Here is a 22,804-nt window from a genome sequence, read left to right on the forward strand (position 1 = left end):
ATAAAGAACTAGCAGAAAGTAAGGAAATTAAATAATAAATTTTATAATCAGTAAAAAGTACACTTATTTTTCAGTGTATTATTATAAATGAGGATCAGACCGTCATCTGATCCTTTTTTTCAATCGGATAAATGCTCATCGAGAAGACGAATGGTATATAATAAATAAAAAAAGAGTGGTAATGATGAAATCAAAACTAGCAACAATAGTCTTTATTGTCATTGCAGCTGGAACATTAATTTTAATTATTATTTTTAATAATAGACAAACAGTGACATATACGTCATCTCCAACATCTTTTACTACAAATCAAATTGCAACAGTATTTGTCCTTGGTTATGGCGGAAGTGAGAACTCTGAGACGTTTATGGTTAATCAAGCAGTAAAAAAAGGTGTTACCAAAGATATAACTACAGCTAAAGTTACGCCTAATGGGAAAGTGACCTTTGATACAAAGTTGAGTCTTTACGCTAGAAACCCAATTATTAAAGTGGAGTTTACAGATAATCAAAACGGCGATTTTAATCTGAATGCACAATGGATTAAGATGAATTAACACAACTTAAAATGCGGTATGATATTCAACAATTCAACTTTGTTGGTCATTCAATGGGAAACATGTCATTTGCATTTTATATGAAAAACAATGGTATTGATAATGATTTACCTCAATTAAAAAAGAAGTTAATATTGCTGGTGTTTATAATGGCGTTTTAAATATTAATGACAAAGTGAATGAAATTAGCATAAATATAAATGGTAAACCTAGCAGAATGAATGACGGTTACAAATAACTTTTAATACTCAAGAACATCTACAAAGGAAAGTAAATTGAAGTGTTAAATATCTACGGTGATCTTCAAGATGGTTGTCATTCGGATGGACGTGTGTCAAATAGTTTATCACAATCTCTTAAGTATTTACTAGGTAATAGCCCTAAATTTTATAAAGAAATAAAATATACAGGTAAGACAGCTCAACATAGTCAATTACACGAAAATAAAGATGTTGCTAATAAAATTAATCAATTCTTGTGGAATAAATAACTACACAAGCCCACTACACGACTACTTCTTAGGGTAAACGGGTCATAATATAAAGTAGTTATATGTTGATTCATTCAAGACATTAGTATGTTAAATGACTTAATCATTTTAATTAAGCAACTACGTTATTCAAACATTTCGTCAAACACTTAACAAAGTGCAACATTTATTTTCCCCATAACCCATCTATCAATACAGCGACAAAATCTAGCACTTTTACAATTAATTAGCAAAGTCTAATATTCTATTAATCCTTCATGTCAAAAAATATTAACCTAATAATCCTCGGTAAATCTAGACCTACAGTAAACTCTTGTCACAACAGCCAGTTCTTCACCAACTATTGCAATATTCAATCAAAAGTTAACCTAATAATGATTGCGATAGTTCTTTAAGAGGTATAGTATAGCTATAAACTATTTAAAAAGGGTGAGATTATGAATAACAATCAACAAATTGTTTTTAATAAAGTACCTGAGGGTATGCCTCAAGATGATACTTTTAAATATGAGGATACTGAAGTTATAGAACCTTCAGGTCATGAAGTACAATTAAAGACATTATATATTTCAGTAGATCCGTATATGAGAGGACGTATGACAAATGTAGATTCATATGTGAATCCTTTTAAACAAGGAGAGCCATTCAACGGGCACATTGTAACTAAAGTATTAAAATCAAATGCCAATGAATTTCAAGAAGGAGATATCGTTGTAGGGATGCTCCCTTGGAAGAAAATTAATACAGTAAATAGTCAACAAGTGAATAAAGTACCTTCAACTGATGTTCCGCTTTATTTATATTTAAGTGTCTTAGGAATGCCTGGACAAACAGCTTATCATGGTTTGTTAAATATTGGAGAACCACAAGAAGGCGAGACAGTTGTAGTCTCTGCAGCATCAGGAGCAGTTGGTTCAGTAGTAGGTCAAATTGCTAAAATTAAAGGTTGCAAAGTCGTAGGTATTGCCGGTGGAGACAAAAAAGTGAGTTATCTCACTGAAGAATTAAACTTTGATGGTGGAATCGATTACAAAAAAGATAATTTTGCACAAGCGCTTAGAGAAGCTGTGCCGAATGGTATAGATGTTTACTATGAAAATGTAGGTGGTGAAATAGGAGACGAAGTCTTCAAACATCTTAATACTCATGCTAGAATACCAGTATGTGGGGCTATTTCTTCTTACAATCACCCAGAAAAAGACATAGGTACAAGAATTCAAGGAACACTTATTAAAAAACAAGCAATGATGAGAGGTTTCCTTGTAGCAGAATTTGCTGATGATTTTAAAAATGCTAGTGAACAACTTGCGAAATGGGTACAAGAAGGTAAAATCAAAACGGAAGTGTCAATTGAAGAAGGGTTTGATAGAGTACCCAAAGCTTTCAGAAACTTATTGACTGGAGATAATTTTGGTAAGCAAGTCATTAAAGTCGCTGATGATTAGAGGTTTAAACTATAAGTACTTTTAATCTAGAAAATTTATTGATAACGTTCCAGAAGTAAAGTTTTTATTAGAAGAGGGCTTCTTAGCCAAATGATGGTGAAACATAAATCGTAATTATAGATGATTAAACATATTCATAATTATTGACTGATAAATAATGAGATTAACTCGTGATTTTCATTTTTAAATTGGAAACCTCAACTCAAGATTATCCTTAAATCAATTTTTAAACTGAGTAATTTTGGGAACGAAACTACAACAAAAAGAATTTCATAACGAAATTTTACAGACAAAGCATGTTGGGTAAAAGTAGGTTTGTGAATTTAAAATGAATGCTGTCCAACTTTAAACAAGTATCGTAAACTAGGTTGGTATTAAGTTAATAACATTTCCGAAAAAACTTTGCTCATTGTTTGATTTTACATAAAACCTAAATGCAGTAGTCGAAATTATATTGTTAACTTAATGCTCAAATTCAACCGATGTGTTCGAACTTAATGCTATAATCAATATAAATAAGTTTTAAGAGGTGGCATAATGAAAGCAATAGGATATAATGCGCCATTTAAAATTAGAAGAGGGTAATCAATTTGAAGCATTTGATGTTGATATTCCGATGCCTTCTGGACATGAATTATTAGTTAAAATACAAAGTATAAGTGTGAATCCCGTAGATACAAAGCAACGACTAATGTCAGTAGACGAAGCACCACGTATACTTGGGTTTGATGCAGTTGGTATAGTTGAAAAAGCTGGTGACCAGGTATCCATGTTTGAAACCAGGAGATAGAGTCTTTTATTCGGGTTCTCCTAACCAAAATGGATCAAATGAAGAATATCAACTTATAGAAGAATATTTAGTTGCCCTTGCACCAAATCATTTGAGCGCAGAGCAAGCAGCGAGTTTGCCACTAACTGGTATAACAGCTTATGAAACTTTGTTTGACGTATTCGGTATTTCACAAGATTCTAGCGACAATAATGGCAAATCGCTTCTTATTATTAATGGTGCTGGTGGTGTAGGAAGTATTGCTACACAAATCGCTAATTATTATGATTTAAAAGTAATAACAACGGCTTCAAGAAAAGAAACAACACAATGGTCAAAAGACATAGGTGCAGATATTGTATTAAATCATAAGGAAAATTTACAACGGCAATTTAAAGCACATGGCATTGATGGCGTAGATTGCATTTTTTGTATGTTTAACTCAGATATGTATTATGAAACTATGATTGATTTAGTGAAACCTAGAGGTCACATTGCTACAATTGTTGCATTCAATGAGCATCAAGACCTAAATGCATTGAAATCAAAGAGTATTACTTTTACACATGAATTTATGTTTGCGCGTCCACTCTGTAATACTCAAGATATGATAAAACATCATAATTATTTAAAAGATATTGCAGAAAAGGTAGAGCAAGGACATTTTCGTCATACATCTACAAAAGTTATTGAAGGTTTAAATGCTGAAACGCTTTATCAAGCATATCAAATTTTAGAGTCAAATACTATGATTGGAAAACTAGTAATCAATATAGAAAATTAGTGGTTTAGGAAAAGATATTTATTGATTCATTGCTTCTATATGTTTTAAAATAATTATCACACCTACGACACGCTAACTATTCGTTATAAAAAGAGTATTATTATACAGTGTTTGAATAATTATCGAAATATTCAGTTAGAGTTAGTGACTCTTTACTAGTTAAAAATAAAGGTGACAATAGTCGGTATTATTACAAATCAATCAATAATAAACGATGATTTAATCAATGAGTGTTTTCAAACATAGGCAATAAGGAATAGATGACTATAAGTCGTACTTCTTTAAATATTTTTAAAATTAGATATAAATTTGTTTTTTTTAATGTTTTGAAAATTATTTATAGGGTACATATTTTATGTAAAAACTTAATTCATCATTGCCTAAGGAGGTGACATGCGAGGTGAAAAGACTTAAGAATTTTATTCTCGGCCTATTAATTGTTGCAATTGTTGGATTCTTATTGTTTATGTACATAAAAGATAGTCGCATCAAAAATTATCAAGACTACTTTTTACAAATCAACTGGTTCCAACCATTATTAATTGCACTTGCGGGACTACTGATATTAATAGGTATCATTTTAGTACTAAGTACATTCAAACCTACGCATCGCAAACCTGGACTTTATAAAGATTTTGACGACGGTCATATTTATGTTTCTCGAAAAGCAGTAGAAAAATCTGCTTATGATACTATCACAAAATATGATCAAGTAAGACAACCTAATGTTGTAAGTAAACTATACAACAAGAAAAACAAATCTTTTATTGACATCAAAGCTGACTTTTTTGTTCCAAATAATGTTCAAGTAAAAACTTTATCTGAAAGTATCCGTTCAGACATTAAACATAATGTTGAACATTTTACAGAAATACCAGTACGAAAATTAGAAGTAAATGTTCGTGACCAGAAAACATCTGGACCACGTGTGTTGTAAGGGAGGGATATCATGGCTGATAATAATAATCAAAACGGACAAGACTCTACACAACAATTAATAAATATTTTAAAATCTTTCAAATGGCGTATTATTGGATTTTTAGCATTTTTAATTATAGCTATATTATTCCTAACTCTTGGATTCTGGAAAACAATTTTAATCATTATCTTATGTTTAATAGGAATTGGTATTGGGTATATGAAAGACCGTACACAAGATTTCTTGAATTTCCTTAATAGATGGAGTTAGCTCTCAATATTAAAAATTTTCTAAAGAGCTTATTAAAATAAATAACGTTTATAAAATTTTAAAACAAAGGAGAATTTATTATGGCAGTAGATAACAATAAAGCTAAACAAGCATATGATAACCAAACTGGAGTTAACGAAAAAGAAAGAGAAGAAGAACAACAAGCTCAACAAAATCAACAACCTCAATTTGAAAACAAATTAACTTTTTCTGATGAAGTTGTTGAAAAAATTGCTGGTATTGCAGCTCGTGAAGTTAAAGGTATCTTAGACATGAAAGGCGGATTTGCGGATAGCTTCACTAATGCATTCTCTAGTGGCAACAATGTAACAACTGGAGTATCAGTTGAAGTAGGAGAAAAACAAGCAGCTGTAGACTTAAAAGTTATTTTAGAGTATGGCGAATCAGCTCCTAAAATCTTCCGTAAAGTAACCGACTTAGTTAAAGAACAAGTTAAATATATCACTGGTTTAGAAGTTGTTGAAGTTAACATGCAAGTTGACGATGTTATGACTAAAAAAGAATGGCAACAAAAAAATGAAAAAGATAACAAGGATAATAATAGTGAAAGAGAAGGTTTAAAGTAAAAAACCTATAACGCATACTAAAAAGCACTTGAGCGCAATGCTCAAGTGCTTTTGTGGTTTTATAAATCATTGTTTCTACAAAGAGGGTTGTTTACTTTAATATACGTATATTCATGAGATCGATCTTCCAATCGCATTGTTGTTACACATTTATAATCGATAATTGGAGCAAAGATAATCTTTTCAATTTCTTTACGTTTATCTGTTGATATATGAGTCATATTTGCAAAAATATCTTTTAAAACAATGGCTATGTGTTGCCAAATTTCATTTTCAAGCGTTTTTTGAGGTGACGCTTTAGCAATTGTGAGCACAAGTTCACCAAGATGATTTTGAATTGTTGAATAAAACATTTTATTGAAAACCGATGTGGATGAGTTTGTGAGGATTCTTGACTTTCCATGGAAATGATCAGTCGTAAATCCAGCTTGATTTAATCGATATTCATCAATACGAAGACCTTCAAAGTCTCTAATATAAATCGTATGTAGAGAGCCATCTTCTTTAAAAGTTACTACTGAATTCTGTAAGTGTGCTTCTAATGATATACCGTATTTTGAATATAATGGTATCACTAATCCTAAAATCGCTTTACTATAGTCTATCATCCAAGCTTTAGCAGCTTCTTCAAATAAATCGTATTTATGTGAAGTTTGGTATATTTTGATTAGCGAAACAATTGGTGTTTCTTTATTGAATGGATATGTTGCTACCAAACTTGATGGAATAACAGGTGTAACATTTTTAGGAATAAAACGGTATAAATTATTTCTAAATAAAGTACCTAACTGTTCGCTACGATGCGTCTGTATCTCTTCATTTTCATCATTGTCACTATAAAAATGTATTCCAGCGATTTCATCAATAACAGCAGAATAGTATTTTGAAAAATCTTTATCCTGTTTCATAATATCTCTTAAAATTCGAGTAACTAAAGGTCCGTTATGAGTGGTTTGTTCTGATAACGTACGAATTTCTCCAGTAATGTGAACATTAGTTGACAATTTAATATGTGGTGATTGATCAGGGGATTTTGGTACCAACGTTCTAAACGATAATCCTGCGTAATAAGGTATGGAATAATCGCTAATGAGTATTAATTGTTGTTCGATTTCATCCCTATAATCTTGGTATAACACGTGGTCGAATTGCCAAGGATGTATCACCATTATATGATAATCATTCAAATCAACTTTATTCGAAAGTTCCTGTTCTAAATTCTTAAACATGTCCGGGAACGTACGTCTAAGTGAATCATTGTAATTTGCATCTAAAGTTTGTATACAACTTAAACTATGATGCAGTAATACTACTTTAAGTTGAATAGGTTGTGCAAATTCAGAAGAATATTTAAAGTTTTCAAAGGCATCCATACCTTTTCTCAGCTTGGCTCCTGGATGAATAGGATGACCTTCAATGACAGCTTGTTCAGAACGTAAATAACTATCTTGGTTATCTTTAATGATTTTAAAAAGTGTATCTCTGTCATTTTGCATTGTGAAATATTGGAAGCTAAGAGCAAATGTCATATTGGCAGCGCTATTTACTAAGTCATCTCTAAACTGCATGCTTGCATGATTATCTAACTTTTCATCTTCTGTAAGTATCCAGTCTAATATTAAATTTGGATGTAATACTCGTTTAAATTCATCTTCATTATTTCCTCTTCGATAGTAGAATGGACCTTCCACATCTAGCCGGTCAAATGCATGTTGTCCTGTCACTGGTGCATATAAATATATATTAGATTTAGAGAAGTAAATTTCCAATATAGCAATAACATTAACATCATAACCTGCAAATTTACGTCGATTAAGTAACTGACTGTTATCACGGCCATGCACTAAATTTTCTCTATGAATTGAAGTGATGAGACGTTGAGTTACTTTATCTCGTCCAACTAATATTTTATCTTTATATATAGATGCCCAATGTTCATCATAATGTTGGAGAAACTGATAAACATTATGTTCGTCTGCGGTCATTTGGATATTTTTTTTGTTTATAAATTGATTGAAATTCATAATTCACCTCTAAAAATTATTTTACAAAAATAAATAAGATTTGTATAATCCATATTAATGATAATGATAATTATTATCAATTTAGAAGACAGGTGGAAATTAAATGGCAAAATATTTCTTCTCCAGTTCATTTCTTCTGTTCTTAGGTAACTGGATTGGACAAGTAGGGTTAAACTGGTTTGTTCTTACAACTTATCATAATGCAGTGTACTTAGGCTTAGTAAATTTTTGTCGGCTTGTGCCTATTTTACTACTAAGTGTTTGGGCAGGATCAATTGCAGATAAATATGATAAAGGATACTTGTTAAGAATAACCATATCATCATCATTTGTCGTAACTGCATTACTATGCGGACTCACATTTATTTTTGAGTCTATACCAATTGCGGTTATCTTAATATATGCATCATTAAGAGGTATTTTAAGTGCAGTAGAAACACCAGTGAGACAAGCAGTACTTCCCGACTTATCTGATAAAATTTCTACAACTCAAACGGTGTCATTTCATTCTTTCATCATCAATATATGTCGCTCTATAGGATCAGCTATTGCAGGTGTTATATTAGCAATTTATCACGCACCGACAACCTTTTTAGCACAAGCCATTTGCTATTTAATTGCAGTTATATTATGCATACCTATTTGTTTCGATGTCATTTCTCATCAAACGGAAGATAAAGAGTTTTCTTTAAAAGTAGTGATGCATTACTTCAAGAGAAATTTTGAAGGAAGTCAAATATTTATTACGTCATTACTCTTTATGGCAACAGGCTTTTCTTATACTACGTTGTTGCCAGTACTTACAAATCATATTTTTTCTGGTAAATCTCAAGTATTTGGGATAGCTATGACATTTTGTGCAATAGGTGGAATTATAGCAACTTTAATTTTACCAACTATATTAAATTACTTGAGTGCAGTTAAGATGTACTATTTAAGTTCGCTATTGTTTGGATTAGCTTTATTGGGTGTTGTAATACATAACTTGACTATCGTGTTTATGTGTATTACTTTGATTGGATTATTTAGCCAATGGGCAAGAACAACAAATAGAGTATATTTTCAACATAGTGTGAAAGATAATCAAAGAGGGAAAGTATTAAGTATTATTATGATGGATCGTGGAATGATACCCCTAGGTAGCTTGTTAATGAGTTTCTTTGCTGAACTATTCGGTATTTTAACTACCTTTATAATAATGGGTATAAGTACAATAAGTATCTCAGTCATTTTCTACTTAATATGGTGTATTTCAAAAGCGGAGGAAAGTAAAAATGAAACATAATGAATGGCTATTAGCAGATAAAAATATACAGTACCGAATCATTAACGCAATAATTAAAGAACATATTTTTCCTGAGGGTCTACAAATGATTGAAGAACCACAATTTATCAAACTTCAATATCATGACAATCAGCTCTTGATTCATATTAAACGTAAAAGTGCAATGAAAAGATATGAGTTTACAAAAGATATTATGTTTAATAGCGGTAAATCATCACATCTAATTGAAAGTTTAGAAGAGTTACTTAGATTCTTAACACAAGCTTTTGATATCAATATTTCAGAAAAACTTTTTAAAGAGTTAATCCATAGTAGAGATAGTATGGCTGAAACTTATAAACAATTTAATCATAGGCAATCACTTATTCATCAAAGTATGAAATTTACTCGTTTGCCTGAAGCACTAAACTTTATCACTTGGTTGCAGCATTTACAAGATAGTGGCATAACGGGTGCTTTGAGTTATTCTGAAAGTTTAGTCTTAGAAGGACATCCAACTCATCCGTTAACAAAGACCAAGTTACCTTTATCAATGACGGACCTAAAGGTTTATGCTCCTGAATTTGAAAAGGTCATTCCATTAAAGATAATGTTAATTGAAAAAAAACATATAGTGTCTACTTCAATGGAAAAGGATGATCAATTTATCTTGAATGAAGTAATTCCGGATCATTATCATCGCTTAAAAGGATTTTTAGAGCCTCTAAACTTAAATATCGCAGACTATCGTGTGATGTTCGTACATCCATGGCAGTATGATCATACAATTGGTGAGCAATTTAATGAATGGATTGCTAAAAAGGTGCTGATACCTACCCCTTTTACAGTATCATCAAAGGCAACTTTATCTTTTAGAACAATGGATTTGATTAATACTCCATATCATGTTAAGTTACCTGTAAATGTACAAGCAACAAGTGCTGTGAGAACTGTTTCAACGGTTACAACAATCGATGGTCCAAAATTGAGTTATGCATTACAAGGATTGCTTCAACAATATCCTAGTCTTCAAGTAGCGATGGAACCCTTTGGTGCCTATGCTGATGTTAAACCAGATATAGCTAGACAACTCGCTATGATTATTCGTCAGAAACCAGCTATATTTGATAATGGTTGTACAATCGTAACTGCTAGCCTAGTAAATCCTAATCCCATTGATAATAAAGCATTAGTAGATAGCTATTTAGATTGGTTAGAAAATAAAGTAACTATCGATCATATTAAACATTTTATAGCTACATACACACAAAACTTAGTTCAACCTTTAATAGCTTATATCCAAGATTATGGTATTGCACTTGAAGCACATATGCAGAATACAATCGTTAATCTTGGACCTAATTACAATATGAAATTTCTAGTAAGAGATTTAGGTGGCTCACGCATTGATATAAAGACGCTACAAAGACAAGTGCCACAAATTGAAATAACTAATAGCAGTCTCTTAGCTGACACAATTGAAGAAGTGATAGCTAAATTTCAACATGCTGTTGTGCAAAATCAATTAGCTGAACTTATTCATCATTTTAATCAATATAATGAGGTTATTGAGCAGGAACTTTTTGATATAGTGCGTGAAGAAATTGAATTGGCAATTGATGATACTAAAGCACATGCAGATACATTAAAAAAAGTATTGTTTGATTCTACCATAACAGTTAAAGCATTACTTAGTATGAGAATGGAAAACAAAGTTAAAAAGTATTTAAATATAGAATTAAATAATCCTATAAAAAAAGAGGTGTAGTACATGGCTAGAATAAATGTTAATTTATCTAAAATTAAATATAATGCCAAAGTACTTCAAACAGTATTGGAACGTAAAAACATTCATTTTACTCCTGTAGTGAAGTGTGTTGCTGGCGATAAACGCATTGTTTCAACAATAGAGTCATTAGGCATTACTCATTTTGCAGAGTCTCGTCTTGATAATATCGAAAGACTTAAAGATTTAAAGGTAACTTTTACATTGTTACGAGCACCTTCAGAGTCTGAATTTGACTCAATGATTTCAAATGTTGAAATAAGCATCCAAACAGAGCTAGGGACTATACGAAAGTTAAATACTATTGCTAAGAGATTAAGTATGACACATCAAATCATGCTCATGATTGATTGGAAAGATGGTCGAGAAGGTGTTTTAACGTACGATATGATCGATTACGTCAATGAAATACAGAAACTATCACATATAGAACTCGTAGGAATAGCCTTTAATTTTATGTGTTTTAAATCATTGGCTCCAGATGAAAATGATATATTTATGATGAATCAATTTGTTACTGCAATTGAACAAGAAATGGGTTATAAATTCAAAGTTGTTTCTGGTGGCAATTCAAGCATGTTACCTCAGACAATGTATAACAATCTTGGAGAAATCAATGATTTACGTATAGGGGAAGCACTTATCAGAGGTGTTGATACAACAACTTATAAACCAATTGCAAGTTTATACCAAGATGCGATTGTGTTAGAAGCGGAAATTATCGAAATCAAACCACGTTTAAATCAAGGAACGAATCAGTCTTATTTGCAAGCAATTGTTGATATTGGTTATTTAGACACTTTTACTGATGGTATTCAGCCAGTCGCAAATGAAATTAAAATTATTGGCGCATCAAGTGATCATTTAATGATTGATTTAAATAACCAAGATCATTATCAAGTGGGCGATAGAATACAGTTTAGTTTGAATTATGAAGCATTATCACAAAGCATGTATATGAAAAATTTAACTAAAACTTACATCTATGATTCAAAGATTCAAACGCTAATTGAAAATTTTAATACTCCTGAGTATTCACGTAATTAAAACAATTTTTAATTAATGATTGAGTTAGATAATTAACAAAATGAGTTGTAATATAGTACATCTAGTCATAAATATTACATGTAAAATTATATATCGTTTTGAGATGCTTTCGAGTTAATATGCAATATGATTAAATTCAAATAGAGTAAATTTAATTAATGAAATAATAAAATAAGTTATTGACATTGATAATCGTTATCAATAAACTATAAGTGTAAGCACATACATATTAAGGAGTGGAATCATGAGAGGTTATAAATTTTTTAGTGTAATTGGCTTAATGCTTGCATTAATCCTTGTAGCTGCATGTGGAATTAAAGGATCAAATGATTCAAATAATCAATCATCTAAAGATGGGATAGAAATAAAACATGAAGAGGGTACAACAAAAGTTCCTAAACACCCTAAACGTGTTGTTGTACTTGAATATTCATTTGTGGATGCATTAGCTGCCTTAGATGTTAAACCCGTTGGTGTGGCTGATGATAAGAAGAAAGATCGTATTATAAAGCCATTAAGAGATAAAATTGGAAAATATACGTCAGTAGGTACGCGTAAACAACCTAACTTAGAAGAAATTAGTAAACTTAAACCCGATTTAATTATTGCTGATAATAATAGACATAAAGGCATTTATAAAGATTTAAATAAAATTGCTCCGACAATTGAACTTAAAAGTTTCGACGGGGACTACAATGAAAATATTGATGCTTTCAAGACTATATCTAAAGCTTTAGGTAAAGAGGAAGAAGGTAAAAAACGTTTAGCTAAACATGATAAAATGATTGAAAAATATAAAAAAGAAATTACTATGAATAAAGACCAAAAAGTGTTACCAGCAGTAGCATCTAAATCTGGTTTACTTGCTCACCCAAGTAATTCATATGTTGGTCAATTCTTGAGTCAACTTGGTTTTAAAGAAGCATTAACTGATGACGTTACTAAAGGTTTAAGTAAGTATCTTAAAGGACCATACTTACAAATGAATACTGAAACATTATCTAAAGTAAACCCTGAGCGCATGTTCATTATGACAAACAAAGCAAGTTCAGATGAACCATCATTAAAAGATTTAGAAAAAGATCCAGTGTGGAAAAAATTAAATGCAGTTAAAAATAATCGCGTTGATATCGTAGACCGCGACTTATGGTCAAGATCACGTGGACTTATTTCTTCTGAAGAAATGGCCAAAGAACTTGTAGAATTATCTAAAAAAGATAGCAAAAAAGACAATAAGTAAGGTGGAAAACAATGGCTATGGGAATGTATGATAGTCAATCCGCTATTGAACAAAAAAAGAGAAAGCGCACTACACTCACTTTTATAGTGGGTGTGTGCCTTCTTTTTATTTCAATGTATTTGAATTTAGCGATTGGTTCTTCAAAAATACAATTTAATGATATTTTAAGTTATGCCACAGGACATATTGGTATAGAACAAACATTTTTAATACACAATGTACGTATGCCAAGGATGCTTGCTGGATTAGTGATAGGTGGAGCTTTAGCTATAGCCGGTCTTTTAATGCAATCAATTACTAAAAATCCTTTAGCATCACCACAAATTTTTGGGGTTAATGCAGGAGCGTCTTTTGTTATTGTACTTATCACAGTTTTAGTTCCATTTCTAGGATCGTACTCAACAATTTTAGCGATAATTGGCGCCTTTTTGGGTGGTTTAACGGTCTATACACTTTCAGGCTCTACAAAATCTGTGACACCCATTAAATTAGCTTTAGCAGGAATAGTAATACATTTATTCTTTAGTAGTATGACGCAAGGAATTATTATATTAAATGAAGATTCTAATGATACAGTTATGTTTTGGTTAATAGGCTCTCTAGCTAATATAAAGTGGCAACAGATTACAATTATTTTACCTTGTCTTCTAGTTGCAGTATTAGTAACAATTTTTATGGGACGTCAGCTTATGATTATGGAATTAGGTGATGACATAGCTAGAGGTTTAGGACAAAGAACTGAGATTGTGCGCATGATAGTAGGATTACTTGTTATTATTTTAGCTGGAGTATCTGTATCTATTGCTGGGCCTATAGGATTTGTAGGATTAATTGTGCCACACATTGTAAAAAGATATGTAAGTAAAAATTATTTAGTAATGATACCTCTAACATTTATATTTGGAGCTAATTTACTCCTTATTTCAGATGTTTTAAGTCGGTTAATAACTTATCCATTTGAATCACCAGTAGGTATTGTAACCTCATTTGTTGGTGCCTTTTACTTCTTATTTATTACAGTTAGAGGGGGGAATCGCATATGATTAAGCAAAAAAACAGTATGCGATATATCATCGTAGTCATGCTCTTAGTTATTAGTATTATATTCAGCTTATGTATTGGTTCAGTATTGATTAACCCAATTCATGCTGTTGTCGGTTTTTTTACTCACGATGATTTTATTTTAAACGAATATCGTATACCAAGAACTTTATTAGGTTTAGTCATTGGAAGTAGCCTAGCAATTTCTGGTGCTGTTATTCAAGGTGTGATAAGAAATCCGCTTGCTTCTCCTGATGTTATAGGGATAACAAAAGGTGCTAGCTTAGCAGCAGTTTTAATTTTAATGATTTTCCCATCAGCACCTTTATTTGTATTACCAGTGGGCTCATTCATAGGAGCATTAATCATCAGTTTAATTCTTTCAATACTTATATCTAAATTCGATATCAAAGGTTCTAAACTGGCGTTAATAGGTTTAGCTATAGGTGCAATTTGTATAGCTATTGTGCAGTTTTTACTTATACGTAATCCTTTAGATGCAAATAACGCTTTAATTTGGTTAACAGGTAGTTTGTATGGCCATAATATTTCAAATTTTTACAGTGTTTTACCATGGTTTATGATTACAGTTCCTCTAGTTTTACTCTTATGTTATCAACTCGATATTTTAAATTTAGGTGATCATGTTGCTATTGCACTTGGAGCGCGAGCAAAATTTTTAAAAATGATTCTTCTTGTTTTAGCTGTGATGCTGGCAGGTGCATCTATTGCTGTTGTCGGTGGAATTAGCTTCTTAGGATTGATAGCGCCTCACATTGCTAGACAACTTGTAGGACATAAGAATTTACATGTAATTGTTATGTCTGGCTTAATAGGAGCGATTTTATTAACATTCGGAGATGGATTAGCACGTGGAATACAACCACCACTTGATATACCAGTAGGTGTTGTTATTGCAATTATTGGGGCACCATATTTCTTATTCTTACTACGTAAAATGAAATAACACAATTATTATTTATAAAGTATTTCTGTATAAGCTCGTTACTGATTTTAATACCCCCTTTAAAGTAAACATTTAAAAATGAAAACTTTAAAGGGAGTTATTTTTAGTATAGGATTGCGCTCACTTAATAAATAGCGTATAGTGGTCTATACGTAATTATTCATAAAATTGCATATATATGAAAATGTTAAACTAGTTTTTGGAATTAATTTAAAACCTAAATAGATAGAAATGGATTGAATGATTATGAAAGGATATACGCAAAGAGACATCTTAAAGGGAAGAGTCAAATTTATTACGATGTCGATCTTAGGGATTATTTTATTTTTAATCCCTATACCAGTCGTTCAGGATGGTAAAAAGCAGACCACTTTGCCAGTAGCATTTTTAGCAAATTGTTTAAAAGATTGGTTAGGAGGAATCATGTCGCCATTGATTGTTTTGATTATCACAATTTCTGGAATTCTAACCATATTATGTTCCACAGTTTTTAAAAATCAATTGAACCCACAAGGATTAATGAACAGTGCGTTTAACGTAAAAATAGGGTGGTTAATACTTCGAATATTAGCCGTTGTATTTGTTTGGTTAACTTATTTAAAGATAGGTCCTGAGATGATTTACACAGAAGATACGGGGGGGGGATTGGTATTTTCAAGCTTATTACCAACGCTTGTAGCTGTTTTCTTGTTTGCTGCTTTATTCTTACCATTATTAATGGAATATGGATTGCTAGAATTATTAGGACCAATATTTAGACCGATTATGCGACCATTATTTACTTTACCAGGTCGATCAACTGTTGATAACTTAGCATCATTTATTGGTGATGGTACTGTGGGGGTTTTAATTACTAGTAGACAGTATGGAGAGGGTTATTATTCTAGAAGAGAAGCAACAGTGATTTCAACAACTTTTAGTGTTGTGTCAATTACATTCGCTATTGTCATTGCTGAAACGATTAAAATGCAAAATCAATTTTTTTACTTTTATATCACTGTAGTTATCTCTTGTTTAATCGCCGCAATGATTATGCCTAGAATATGGCCACTTAAGAATATACCTGATGAATATGCAAAAGATGTTTCTGATGAAGCAAGGACTGAACAATTACCAGAGGGTAAAACAGCTTTAAGACATGGTTTTGATATGGCAACTGACGTGGGAATCAAAGCACCTGGAATCAAGGATTTTTTCATTTCTGGATTGAAAACTGTTGTAGATATGTGGTTTGTTATTTTACCAGTTGTAATGAGTATAGGTACAATTGCTACTATTATTGCTAACTATACATCATTATTTGAAGTGATAGGTAAACCATTTGTACCATTATTAGAGTTATTACAAATACCAGAAGCAGCTCAAGCTTCTCAGACTATCCTTATTGGTTTTGCTGATATGTTTTTACCTTCTATTCTAATTGAAGGTGTTAAAAGCGATGTAACTCGTTTTGTTATAGGTGCATTGAGTATTTCTCAACTTATTTACTTATCTGAGGTGGGTGGCGTCATACTAGGCTCTAAAATACCTGTGAGTATAGGTAAGCTTTTTATGATTTTTTTAATTCGAACAATCATAACGCTTCCTATCATAGCGCTATTAGCTCACTTATTTTTTCATTAGAACAAATAAAAATAAATGGGAGGGGGACAGAATTCATATTGAATTCGTTGTCTCACCCCTGCAACGAGGACTAGAGTTGAAAAAAGCTTGATATAAGCGCATTTTCAATTCAGTCATCGACTGCCAATATGCTAAAAATACCTGATGATTGATGTCCCAAGCTCATTTCCCTGGATTTGCTTATAGTCTATCTAAAGGTGATAGTACTTTAGCCTTAACTATTTCACTATTAATGACGGGTGGATCTTTTGATTGCCCACTATTTTTATGGGCTTCTTTAAATACATCACTGTTAACCCAATTTTTAAAATCTTCCTCGGTTTCCCACCAAGAGTTAACATACAAGTCTTTACTATATACGTCTCTCTCAATTTGCCAAACTTCAATGCTATTAAAGTCTTTTAAAGATTGAAGTTGACCACCTTTTGTAAATCTGAGTGCCATTTTTTCTGCAAATCCTTTTTTTACTGTAATTCTATTAGTTACCACAAACATATATGTCATACCTCCAAATGTATTACCTTCAATATAATATGAAGAAGCTTTAATATCAATTTAATCATCTAATTATGAATATGAATGAAGTGAAATAGTTGTTAATAACGTATGATAAATAAAAATATATAAAATTGTCGACAAAGTTTAGAACTTTGTCGACAGTAAATTTATTTAAAAAGTATGTACTTATTATTTAGTTAATTCGTTATATACCTTTTGGTCATTTTGTGTGTAGATAATGCATAAATGATGATCAGTATCAATAAGAACACGATTAGTTTTTCCAAATGTAGAACCGATTCGAGAAATCTCCTTACCGTTTTCTTCTGGTACTGCATGAATATCTTGGTCTTGTGAAACATGTTTAATTTCATTAGTTGGAATTTTGATATCTGCAACTCGCCATTGAATTCGTACCTCATTATCATTTTTCTTTACTGTCATTGCCATTAAAAATACTTCCTTTAAATAGTTTGTACGTTTATCATAAATAATTTTGTAATCGCTTTCAAGTATTATGTGATGCTTTTTATATATTGTGCCATACTAATTGTTTTGTGTGAATAACACGAAAGTATGTTCGCTTTTTGGTTACATATGTGATAAGATACATACAAGAAGGAGAACGTTCAATGACAGGAAAAACACATGCATCATGCGGCTTTTTAGTTGGCGCACTTACTACTCAATATCTTCAAACAGATGTATTTACTTCAGTTACTATTATTATATTATCAGTAATTTCTAGTTTGCTCCCTGATATATGTCATACGCAAAGTAAATTTGGGAGACGATTTAAAATATTAAGTTTTATAACTAGATTATTATTTGGGCATAGGACTTTTACCCATTCATTATCCTTTATCGCTACTATTATTTTTTTACTGTACTTAATCCAAACTCCGGTGTATTATATGGTTGCAATTGTTATTGGTATGATTTCACATGTTATACTAGACATGTTAACCCCAAAAGGTGTTAAGTTATTTTACCCATTACGAATTAATGTAGTATCACCAATTCATTTTAAAACTGGGGGACTAGTGGATTTGTCTTTAGCTACTGCGTTAGGTGTTGGAGCCTTATATACACTATTTCAACCATATATCAATCACCTCACTCAACAGTGGTTATCACATTAAGTTTGTGTGAGTCAGGGAATAAACATTTAAAATCATTAATGCACAAGGAGAGTTATCATGTTAGACAAAAATCAATTGGAAAAATATAACCAAGAACATTTGTATGAATATGAGAAATTAATGAGTAATAATGAAAAATATGCTTTAGAAGATAAAGTAGAAGAACTCAATCTTGAAGACATACAAAAGTTATATCAACATTTGTACGTTAATAGACAATCTATTGATGATATATCTTCTGTCTCTGAAGTTGAGTATGAAGTAAAATCAAAATTCACTGAAAAAGAAAAATATACATATGAACAAAAAGGGTTTGAAGCGATTAGAAATGGTGAATTTGCAGTTTTACTAATGGCTGGCGGACAAGGTACACGTCTTGGCTATAAAGGACCTAAAGGTTCATTTGAAATAGAAGGAATAAGTTTGTTTGAACTTCAAGCCCGCCAATTGATTCATCTTAAGAAACAAACGGGGCATACTATCAACTGGTATATCATGACAAGCGATATTAATCATGAAGAAACATTAAACTATTTCAAACAGCATCATTATTTTGATTATGATTCTAATCACATGCACTTCTTCAAACAAGATAATATAGTAGCTTTAAGTGAAGAAGGAAAGCTTATTTTGAACAAAGATGGACATATTATGGAGACGCCAAATGGTAATGGTGGTGTATTTAAATCACTTAAGCAAGCTGGATACTTAGATAAAATGGAAAGAGATCATGTTAAATATATATTTTTAAATAATATTGATAATGTACTTGTTAAAGTTTTAGATCCACTATTTGCAGGTTACACAGTCGTACATAATAGAGATATTACTTCTAAATCAATTCAGCCAAAAAATGGGGAAAGTGTTGGACGTTTAGTGAATATTGATTGTAAAGATACAGTATTAGAGTATTCTGAACTAAATCCTGAAGTGGCTAATGATTTTTATAACGCCAATATAGGTATACATGCATTTAAGCTTGCGTTTATTAATAGTGCTGTAGATAGAGAGTTACCTTATCATTTGGCTATCAAGAAATTAAAACAGTTAGATGAAAATTTTGGAGTAGTTGAACTACCTACACTAAAATTTGAATTGTTTTATTTTGATATTTTTAAATATGGAACAAGTTTTATTACGTTACAAGTCCCAAGAGAAGAAGAATTTTCGCCTTTAAAAAATAAAGAAGGAAAAGATAGTGTAGAAACTGCTACAGAAGATTTGAAAAGAATGGGCTTGATTTAATTAAAGGCGGTGGCATAGATGCCTCAATCATCTAAGCATAAAAAAAACGAGTCTGTTGTAGAAACATTCAAGGATATCATTCCTTTATCATTCGGAGAAGAAATAGGTAATGCAGCGTCACATGGTGCAGCTGCATTACTAACGTTATTTATTTTACCTTATGCAGCAGTACATAGTTTTAATAAAGGCGGTACATTAGAATCAGTTAGTGTTTCAATTTATGTCATAAGTATTTTTATGATGTTAATCTCATCAACAATCTATCATTCAATGCAGAATGAAACAGCTCAGAAATATATTTTAAGAATTATAGATCACAGTATGATATACGTTGCAATATCAGGAACATATACACCTGTGCTGCTGACTGTTGTTGGAGGATGGCTAGGGTGGTTAGTTACTATCTTATTATGGGGAACTACTTTATGGGGTATCTTGTATAAATCTATTGCTACAACTGTAAATCATAAACTTAGCCTCATTGTTTATTTAATCATGGGATGGGTTGGAATTATATTTTTACCAATTATCATCATAAGAACTTCATGGTTGTTTATTTTATTTATTTTTCTCGGTGGCCTTTCATATACAATAGGCGCATGGTTTTATGCTCAAAAGAATAGACCATATTTCCATATGATTTGGCATATATTTATAGTTTTAGCTTCTTTCTTACATATGATAGGTATTCTTTATTTTATGTAGGTAAGAATAAGCGGTAGAGCACATTTGGCTCTGCCGTTTATTTTTTCATTTATTAAAATTTATCATAATGGATGACTGTATACAAATTTTGATAATCTTATGATTTTAAAGTTCAATTTAAGTTTAAAGGAGATTTTTACTATGAGGATAAAGTCAATAGTAACTGTTACAGCACTTATACTTATCATGTTTATGGCTGCTATAGAAACATCTATTATTTCTTTAGCTTTACCAACCATAAAGACCAATCTGCATGCTGGAAATTTTGTGTCGTTAGTTTTTACGGTGTACTTTATAGCTTTAGTAATTGCTAATCCGATTGTCGGAGAATTATTATCAAGATTTAAAATTCTTTACATAGCTGTTATAGGTGTCTCTCTTTTTGCCATCGGTAGTTTGATGTCAGGGTTGAGTGACACATTTACTTTTTTAATTATTTCTAGAGTTATACAGGGCTTTGGAGCAGGCGTTATGATGTCTCTATCACAAATTGTACCTAAGTTAGCATTTGAAATACCACTTAGATATAAAATAATGGGAATTGTGGGAAGTGTTTGGGGAATTTCAAGTATTATAGGGCCTTTATTAGGCGGAGCTATTTTGGAGTTTGCTACATGGCATTGGTTGTTCTTTATAAATTTACCGATAGCAATCATAGCTATTATATTAGTTTTTATTACTTTTCACTTTCCAAATGAAGAACATGCTAATCCAAGTCGCTTTGATGTAAAGGGCTTAACCATATTTTACATTTTTATAGCGTTGTTAATGTTTGGATTACTTAATCAACATCAAATCATTTTTAATATTGTTTCTATTATTTTAGCAGTTATTGTCCTTTGGCTGTTATTTAAAATAGAAACTAAAGTAGAACAGCCATTTTTACCAATTTCAGAATTTAATACTTCTATAGTTTTAGTATTTATAACTGATTTGTTTATAGCTATGTCGCTAATGGGCTATAATTTGTACATCCCAGTATACCTTCAAGAGAAATTAAGCTTATTCCCATTACAAAGTGGTTTAATTATTTTTCCATTATCAGTAGCTTGGATTACACTTAACTTTAATTTAGCTAAAATTGAGATGTACATGACTAGAAAAGCATTGTATATTTGTTCTTTTACGGTTCTTATACTATGCAGTATTATAATTATTTTTGGCTTAAAAGTCCCTTTACTTATCGCTTTTGCGGTAATTTTTGCAGGGCTTAGCTTTGGTTTTGTTTATACTAAGGATAGTGTTATAGTGCAAGAGGAAAGTACACCAAAAAATATGAAAAAAATGATGTCATTTTATGCATTGACTAAGAATCTAGGTTCTTCAATGGGCTCGACGATTATGGGATACATGTATGCTATAAACTTTGGATTATTAGGAGATAACTTACATAATGTATTAGGATTGATAATTATCATTTCATTATGTTTAACAATAATGTGGTTTTTTATTTATAAAGATGAAAATATCATAAGCCAAAAAAGTTAAATACTTCTCTTAAAAAGACCAATTGCATCAATGTATAATGATTAATTTTGAGTGAAGTGGGACAGAATTCGTATTGAATGCGTTGAACCAGCCCTGAACCCCAACTTACACTGTATGTAGAATTTTTGTAATGAAATTACTTTTGTTGGGGTCCCGAACTATAGTTGAGAAGAGCTTGATATAAGCGTATGTTCAATTCAGTCATCGACTGTCAATGCGTTAAAAACACCTAAGACATGAATTGATGTCCCAGGAACTTACTTTTTAAGTGATACTATATAATTTTTTAACTTAGACAAGATATTAAAATTGTACATGTAATAGTTAAATCATCACTAAAATTTTATATTTTATATGATAATGTATACGTGATAATATAAACATGTATTATAAAAAGTAAGGGGGGACAAGTGTGATGAAATTTTTTAAAAATAAATCTTATAATTTATTTGTAACACTTATTGTTCTCGCTATCTTTGTATTATCAGGTGCAATTTTTTTAACTTTCTTAGGATTTGGATTGTATGGTTTAAGTCGAATTCTTATTTTCTTTCATTTAGGTTATTTCGGATATAATAAAAATTTTTATGATAATTTATTTTATTATGGCAGCTATATCGTATTAGGCTATTTTACTTTATTTGCAGTTGAGCATTTAATGAATTATTTTAAGAAAAAGCTACCTAGTAATCCATATTTTCAAGGAATAACCTTTCATCTAATTTCTTATATTGTTACTACAATAATGTTCTATTTTATTGTTCATATACATTACGTTTACATCAATATTCAATTTTGGGTAATTATGATTATCATAGGCTTTTTATTTATATGCAAAGAAATTTTTTATCCGGAAAGTAAAAATTTAAATAATAAAAAATAACTCTATTAAGCAATTAGTTTGTATTGCTCTT

At 31.0% G+C, this 22,804-nt stretch carries 19 protein-coding genes and 2 pseudogenes; 18 read left to right on the forward strand and 3 right to left on the reverse strand.

Annotated features, from left to right (window positions below; all coding sequences use genetic code 11):
- Window positions 1–184: 184 nt before the first annotated feature.
- From DYE57_RS03415 to DYE57_RS03440, 6 genes and pseudogenes are all read left to right on the forward strand, one after another.
- Window positions 185–1,046: pseudogene (locus DYE57_RS03415) on the forward strand (alpha/beta hydrolase).
- A 437-nt stretch (window positions 1,047–1,483) separates the two neighbouring features.
- Complete coding sequence (locus DYE57_RS03420) at window positions 1,484–2,491, forward strand: NADP-dependent oxidoreductase (RefSeq protein ID WP_115312870.1); 1,008 nt, start codon at window positions 1,484–1,486, stop codon at window positions 2,489–2,491.
- A gap of 537 nt (window positions 2,492–3,028) precedes the next feature.
- A pseudogene (locus tag DYE57_RS03425) lies at window positions 3,029–4,044 on the forward strand (zinc-binding alcohol dehydrogenase family protein).
- Window positions 4,045–4,444: 400 nt separating this feature from the next.
- Window positions 4,445–4,981 (forward strand): alkaline shock response membrane anchor protein AmaP, encoded by a 537-nt coding sequence (gene amaP / locus DYE57_RS03430; RefSeq protein ID WP_115312871.1) that lies wholly within the window; start codon window positions 4,445–4,447, stop codon window positions 4,979–4,981.
- Between the two features lie 12 nt (window positions 4,982–4,993).
- Window positions 4,994–5,233, forward strand: coding sequence for a DUF2273 domain-containing protein (locus DYE57_RS03435; RefSeq protein WP_115312872.1), 240 nt, complete (start codon window positions 4,994–4,996; stop codon window positions 5,231–5,233).
- An 80-nt stretch (window positions 5,234–5,313) separates the two neighbouring features.
- Window positions 5,314–5,820, forward strand: coding sequence for an Asp23/Gls24 family envelope stress response protein (locus DYE57_RS03440; RefSeq protein WP_115312873.1), 507 nt, complete (start codon window positions 5,314–5,316; stop codon window positions 5,818–5,820).
- Window positions 5,821–5,879: 59 nt separating this feature from the next.
- Here DYE57_RS03440 and DYE57_RS03445 read toward each other — a convergent pair whose 3' ends face one another.
- Window positions 5,880–7,844 (reverse strand): IucA/IucC family protein, encoded by a 1,965-nt coding sequence (locus DYE57_RS03445; RefSeq protein ID WP_115312874.1) that lies wholly within the window; start codon window positions 7,842–7,844, stop codon window positions 5,880–5,882.
- A gap of 103 nt (window positions 7,845–7,947) precedes the next feature.
- On the opposite strand from DYE57_RS03445, the gene DYE57_RS03450 reads away from it, so the two are divergent.
- The 7 genes from DYE57_RS03450 to DYE57_RS03480 all read left to right on the forward strand — a co-directional run bounded on the left by DYE57_RS03450 (window position 7,948) and on the right by DYE57_RS03480 (window position 16,812).
- Entirely contained in the window at window positions 7,948–9,129 is a 1,182-nt protein-coding gene (locus DYE57_RS03450) for an MFS transporter (RefSeq protein WP_115312875.1), read from the forward strand.
- Entirely contained in the window at window positions 9,119–10,876 is a 1,758-nt protein-coding gene (locus DYE57_RS03455) for an IucA/IucC family protein (RefSeq protein WP_115312876.1), read from the forward strand. The genes DYE57_RS03450 and DYE57_RS03455 overlap by 11 nt, the downstream gene beginning before the upstream one ends.
- A gap of 3 nt (window positions 10,877–10,879) precedes the next feature.
- Complete coding sequence (locus DYE57_RS03460) at window positions 10,880–11,941, forward strand: alanine/ornithine racemase family PLP-dependent enzyme (protein ID WP_115312877.1); 1,062 nt, start codon at window positions 10,880–10,882, stop codon at window positions 11,939–11,941.
- Window positions 11,942–12,185: 244 nt separating this feature from the next.
- Window positions 12,186–13,181, forward strand: coding sequence for an ABC transporter substrate-binding protein (locus tag DYE57_RS03465; RefSeq protein WP_115312878.1), 996 nt, complete (start codon window positions 12,186–12,188; stop codon window positions 13,179–13,181).
- Window positions 13,182–13,192: 11 nt separating this feature from the next.
- Window positions 13,193–14,224, forward strand: a complete 1,032-nt coding sequence (locus DYE57_RS03470; protein ID WP_115312879.1) for a FecCD family ABC transporter permease — start codon at window positions 13,193–13,195, stop codon at window positions 14,222–14,224.
- Window positions 14,221–15,189, forward strand: coding sequence for a FecCD family ABC transporter permease (locus tag DYE57_RS03475; protein WP_115312880.1), 969 nt, complete (start codon window positions 14,221–14,223; stop codon window positions 15,187–15,189). Before DYE57_RS03470 ends, DYE57_RS03475 begins: the two co-directional genes overlap by 4 nt.
- Window positions 15,190–15,435: 246 nt before the next feature.
- Complete coding sequence (locus DYE57_RS03480; protein ID WP_115312881.1) at window positions 15,436–16,812, forward strand: YjiH family protein; 1,377 nt, start codon at window positions 15,436–15,438, stop codon at window positions 16,810–16,812.
- Window positions 16,813–16,992: 180 nt separating this feature from the next.
- Here the strand turns inward: DYE57_RS03480 and DYE57_RS03485 are convergent, their stop codons facing one another.
- Both DYE57_RS03485 and DYE57_RS03490 read right to left on the reverse strand, forming a co-directional pair.
- Window positions 16,993–17,307: a heme oxygenase gene (locus DYE57_RS03485; protein WP_115312882.1), complete on the reverse strand. Its 315-nt coding sequence runs from the start codon at window positions 17,305–17,307 to the stop codon at window positions 16,993–16,995.
- A 192-nt stretch (window positions 17,308–17,499) separates the two neighbouring features.
- Window positions 17,500–17,760 carry a SunI/YnzG family protein gene (locus DYE57_RS03490; RefSeq protein ID WP_115312883.1) on the reverse strand — a complete coding sequence of 87 codons (261 nt, stop codon included), beginning with the start codon at window positions 17,758–17,760 and terminating at the stop codon, window positions 17,500–17,502.
- Window positions 17,761–17,942: 182 nt separating this feature from the next.
- Between DYE57_RS03490 and DYE57_RS03495 the strand changes: the two genes are divergently transcribed.
- The 5 genes from DYE57_RS03495 (at window position 17,943) to DYE57_RS03515 (ending at window position 22,773) form a co-directional block, all read left to right on the forward strand.
- Window positions 17,943–18,452, forward strand: coding sequence for a metal-dependent hydrolase (locus DYE57_RS03495; protein WP_115312884.1), 510 nt, complete (start codon window positions 17,943–17,945; stop codon window positions 18,450–18,452).
- A 57-nt stretch (window positions 18,453–18,509) separates the two neighbouring features.
- A complete protein-coding gene (locus tag DYE57_RS03500; RefSeq protein ID WP_115312885.1) occupies window positions 18,510–19,697 on the forward strand; it encodes a UTP--glucose-1-phosphate uridylyltransferase in 1,188 nt (395 codons plus the stop codon).
- Window positions 19,698–19,715: 18 nt separating this feature from the next.
- Entirely contained in the window at window positions 19,716–20,402 is a 687-nt protein-coding gene (gene trhA / locus DYE57_RS03505) for a PAQR family membrane homeostasis protein TrhA (RefSeq protein WP_115312886.1), read from the forward strand.
- 141 nt (window positions 20,403–20,543) lie between these two features.
- Window positions 20,544–21,890 carry a multidrug efflux MFS transporter SdrM gene (gene sdrM / locus DYE57_RS03510; protein WP_115312887.1) on the forward strand — a complete coding sequence of 449 codons (1,347 nt, stop codon included), beginning with the start codon at window positions 20,544–20,546 and terminating at the stop codon, window positions 21,888–21,890.
- Between the two features lie 415 nt (window positions 21,891–22,305).
- Complete coding sequence (locus DYE57_RS03515) at window positions 22,306–22,773, forward strand: SepA family multidrug efflux transporter (RefSeq protein WP_165417854.1); 468 nt, start codon at window positions 22,306–22,308, stop codon at window positions 22,771–22,773.
- Window positions 22,774–22,804: the final 31 nt, after the last annotated feature.

This window comes from Staphylococcus saccharolyticus (assembly GCF_900458815.1).
Lineage (GTDB): Bacteria > Bacillota > Bacilli > Staphylococcales > Staphylococcaceae > Staphylococcus > Staphylococcus saccharolyticus.

Bases quoted from the DNA above. Each gene is read 5' to 3' on its own strand.
- DYE57_RS03445 (WP_115312874.1), bottom strand. From the start codon at position 7,844: ATGAATTTCAATCAATTTATAAACAAAAAAAATATCCAAATGACCGCA.
- trhA (WP_115312886.1), top strand. From the start codon at position 19,716: ATGCCTCAATCATCTAAGCATAAAAAAAACGAGTCTGTTGTAGAAACA.
- DYE57_RS03490 (WP_115312883.1), bottom strand. From the start codon at position 17,760: ATGGCAATGACAGTAAAGAAAAATGATAATGAGGTACGAATTCAATGG.
- DYE57_RS03435 (WP_115312872.1), top strand. From the start codon at position 4,994: ATGGCTGATAATAATAATCAAAACGGACAAGACTCTACACAACAATTA.
- DYE57_RS03485 (WP_115312882.1), bottom strand. From the start codon at position 17,307: ATGTTTGTGGTAACTAATAGAATTACAGTAAAAAAAGGATTTGCAGAA.
- sdrM (WP_115312887.1), top strand. From the start codon at position 20,544: ATGAGGATAAAGTCAATAGTAACTGTTACAGCACTTATACTTATCATG.
- DYE57_RS03495 (WP_115312884.1), top strand. From the start codon at position 17,943: ATGACAGGAAAAACACATGCATCATGCGGCTTTTTAGTTGGCGCACTT.
- DYE57_RS03500 (WP_115312885.1), top strand. From the start codon at position 18,510: ATGTTAGACAAAAATCAATTGGAAAAATATAACCAAGAACATTTGTAT.
- DYE57_RS03465 (WP_115312878.1), top strand. From the start codon at position 12,186: ATGAGAGGTTATAAATTTTTTAGTGTAATTGGCTTAATGCTTGCATTA.
- DYE57_RS03440 (WP_115312873.1), top strand. From the start codon at position 5,314: ATGGCAGTAGATAACAATAAAGCTAAACAAGCATATGATAACCAAACT.
- DYE57_RS03455 (WP_115312876.1), top strand. From the start codon at position 9,119: ATGAAACATAATGAATGGCTATTAGCAGATAAAAATATACAGTACCGA.
- DYE57_RS03450 (WP_115312875.1), top strand. From the start codon at position 7,948: ATGGCAAAATATTTCTTCTCCAGTTCATTTCTTCTGTTCTTAGGTAAC.
- DYE57_RS03460 (WP_115312877.1), top strand. From the start codon at position 10,880: ATGGCTAGAATAAATGTTAATTTATCTAAAATTAAATATAATGCCAAA.
- DYE57_RS03515 (WP_165417854.1), top strand. From the start codon at position 22,306: ATGAAATTTTTTAAAAATAAATCTTATAATTTATTTGTAACACTTATT.
- DYE57_RS03475 (WP_115312880.1), top strand. From the start codon at position 14,221: ATGATTAAGCAAAAAAACAGTATGCGATATATCATCGTAGTCATGCTC.
- DYE57_RS03470 (WP_115312879.1), top strand. From the start codon at position 13,193: ATGGCTATGGGAATGTATGATAGTCAATCCGCTATTGAACAAAAAAAG.
- DYE57_RS03420 (WP_115312870.1), top strand. From the start codon at position 1,484: ATGAATAACAATCAACAAATTGTTTTTAATAAAGTACCTGAGGGTATG.
- DYE57_RS03480 (WP_115312881.1), top strand. From the start codon at position 15,436: ATGAAAGGATATACGCAAAGAGACATCTTAAAGGGAAGAGTCAAATTT.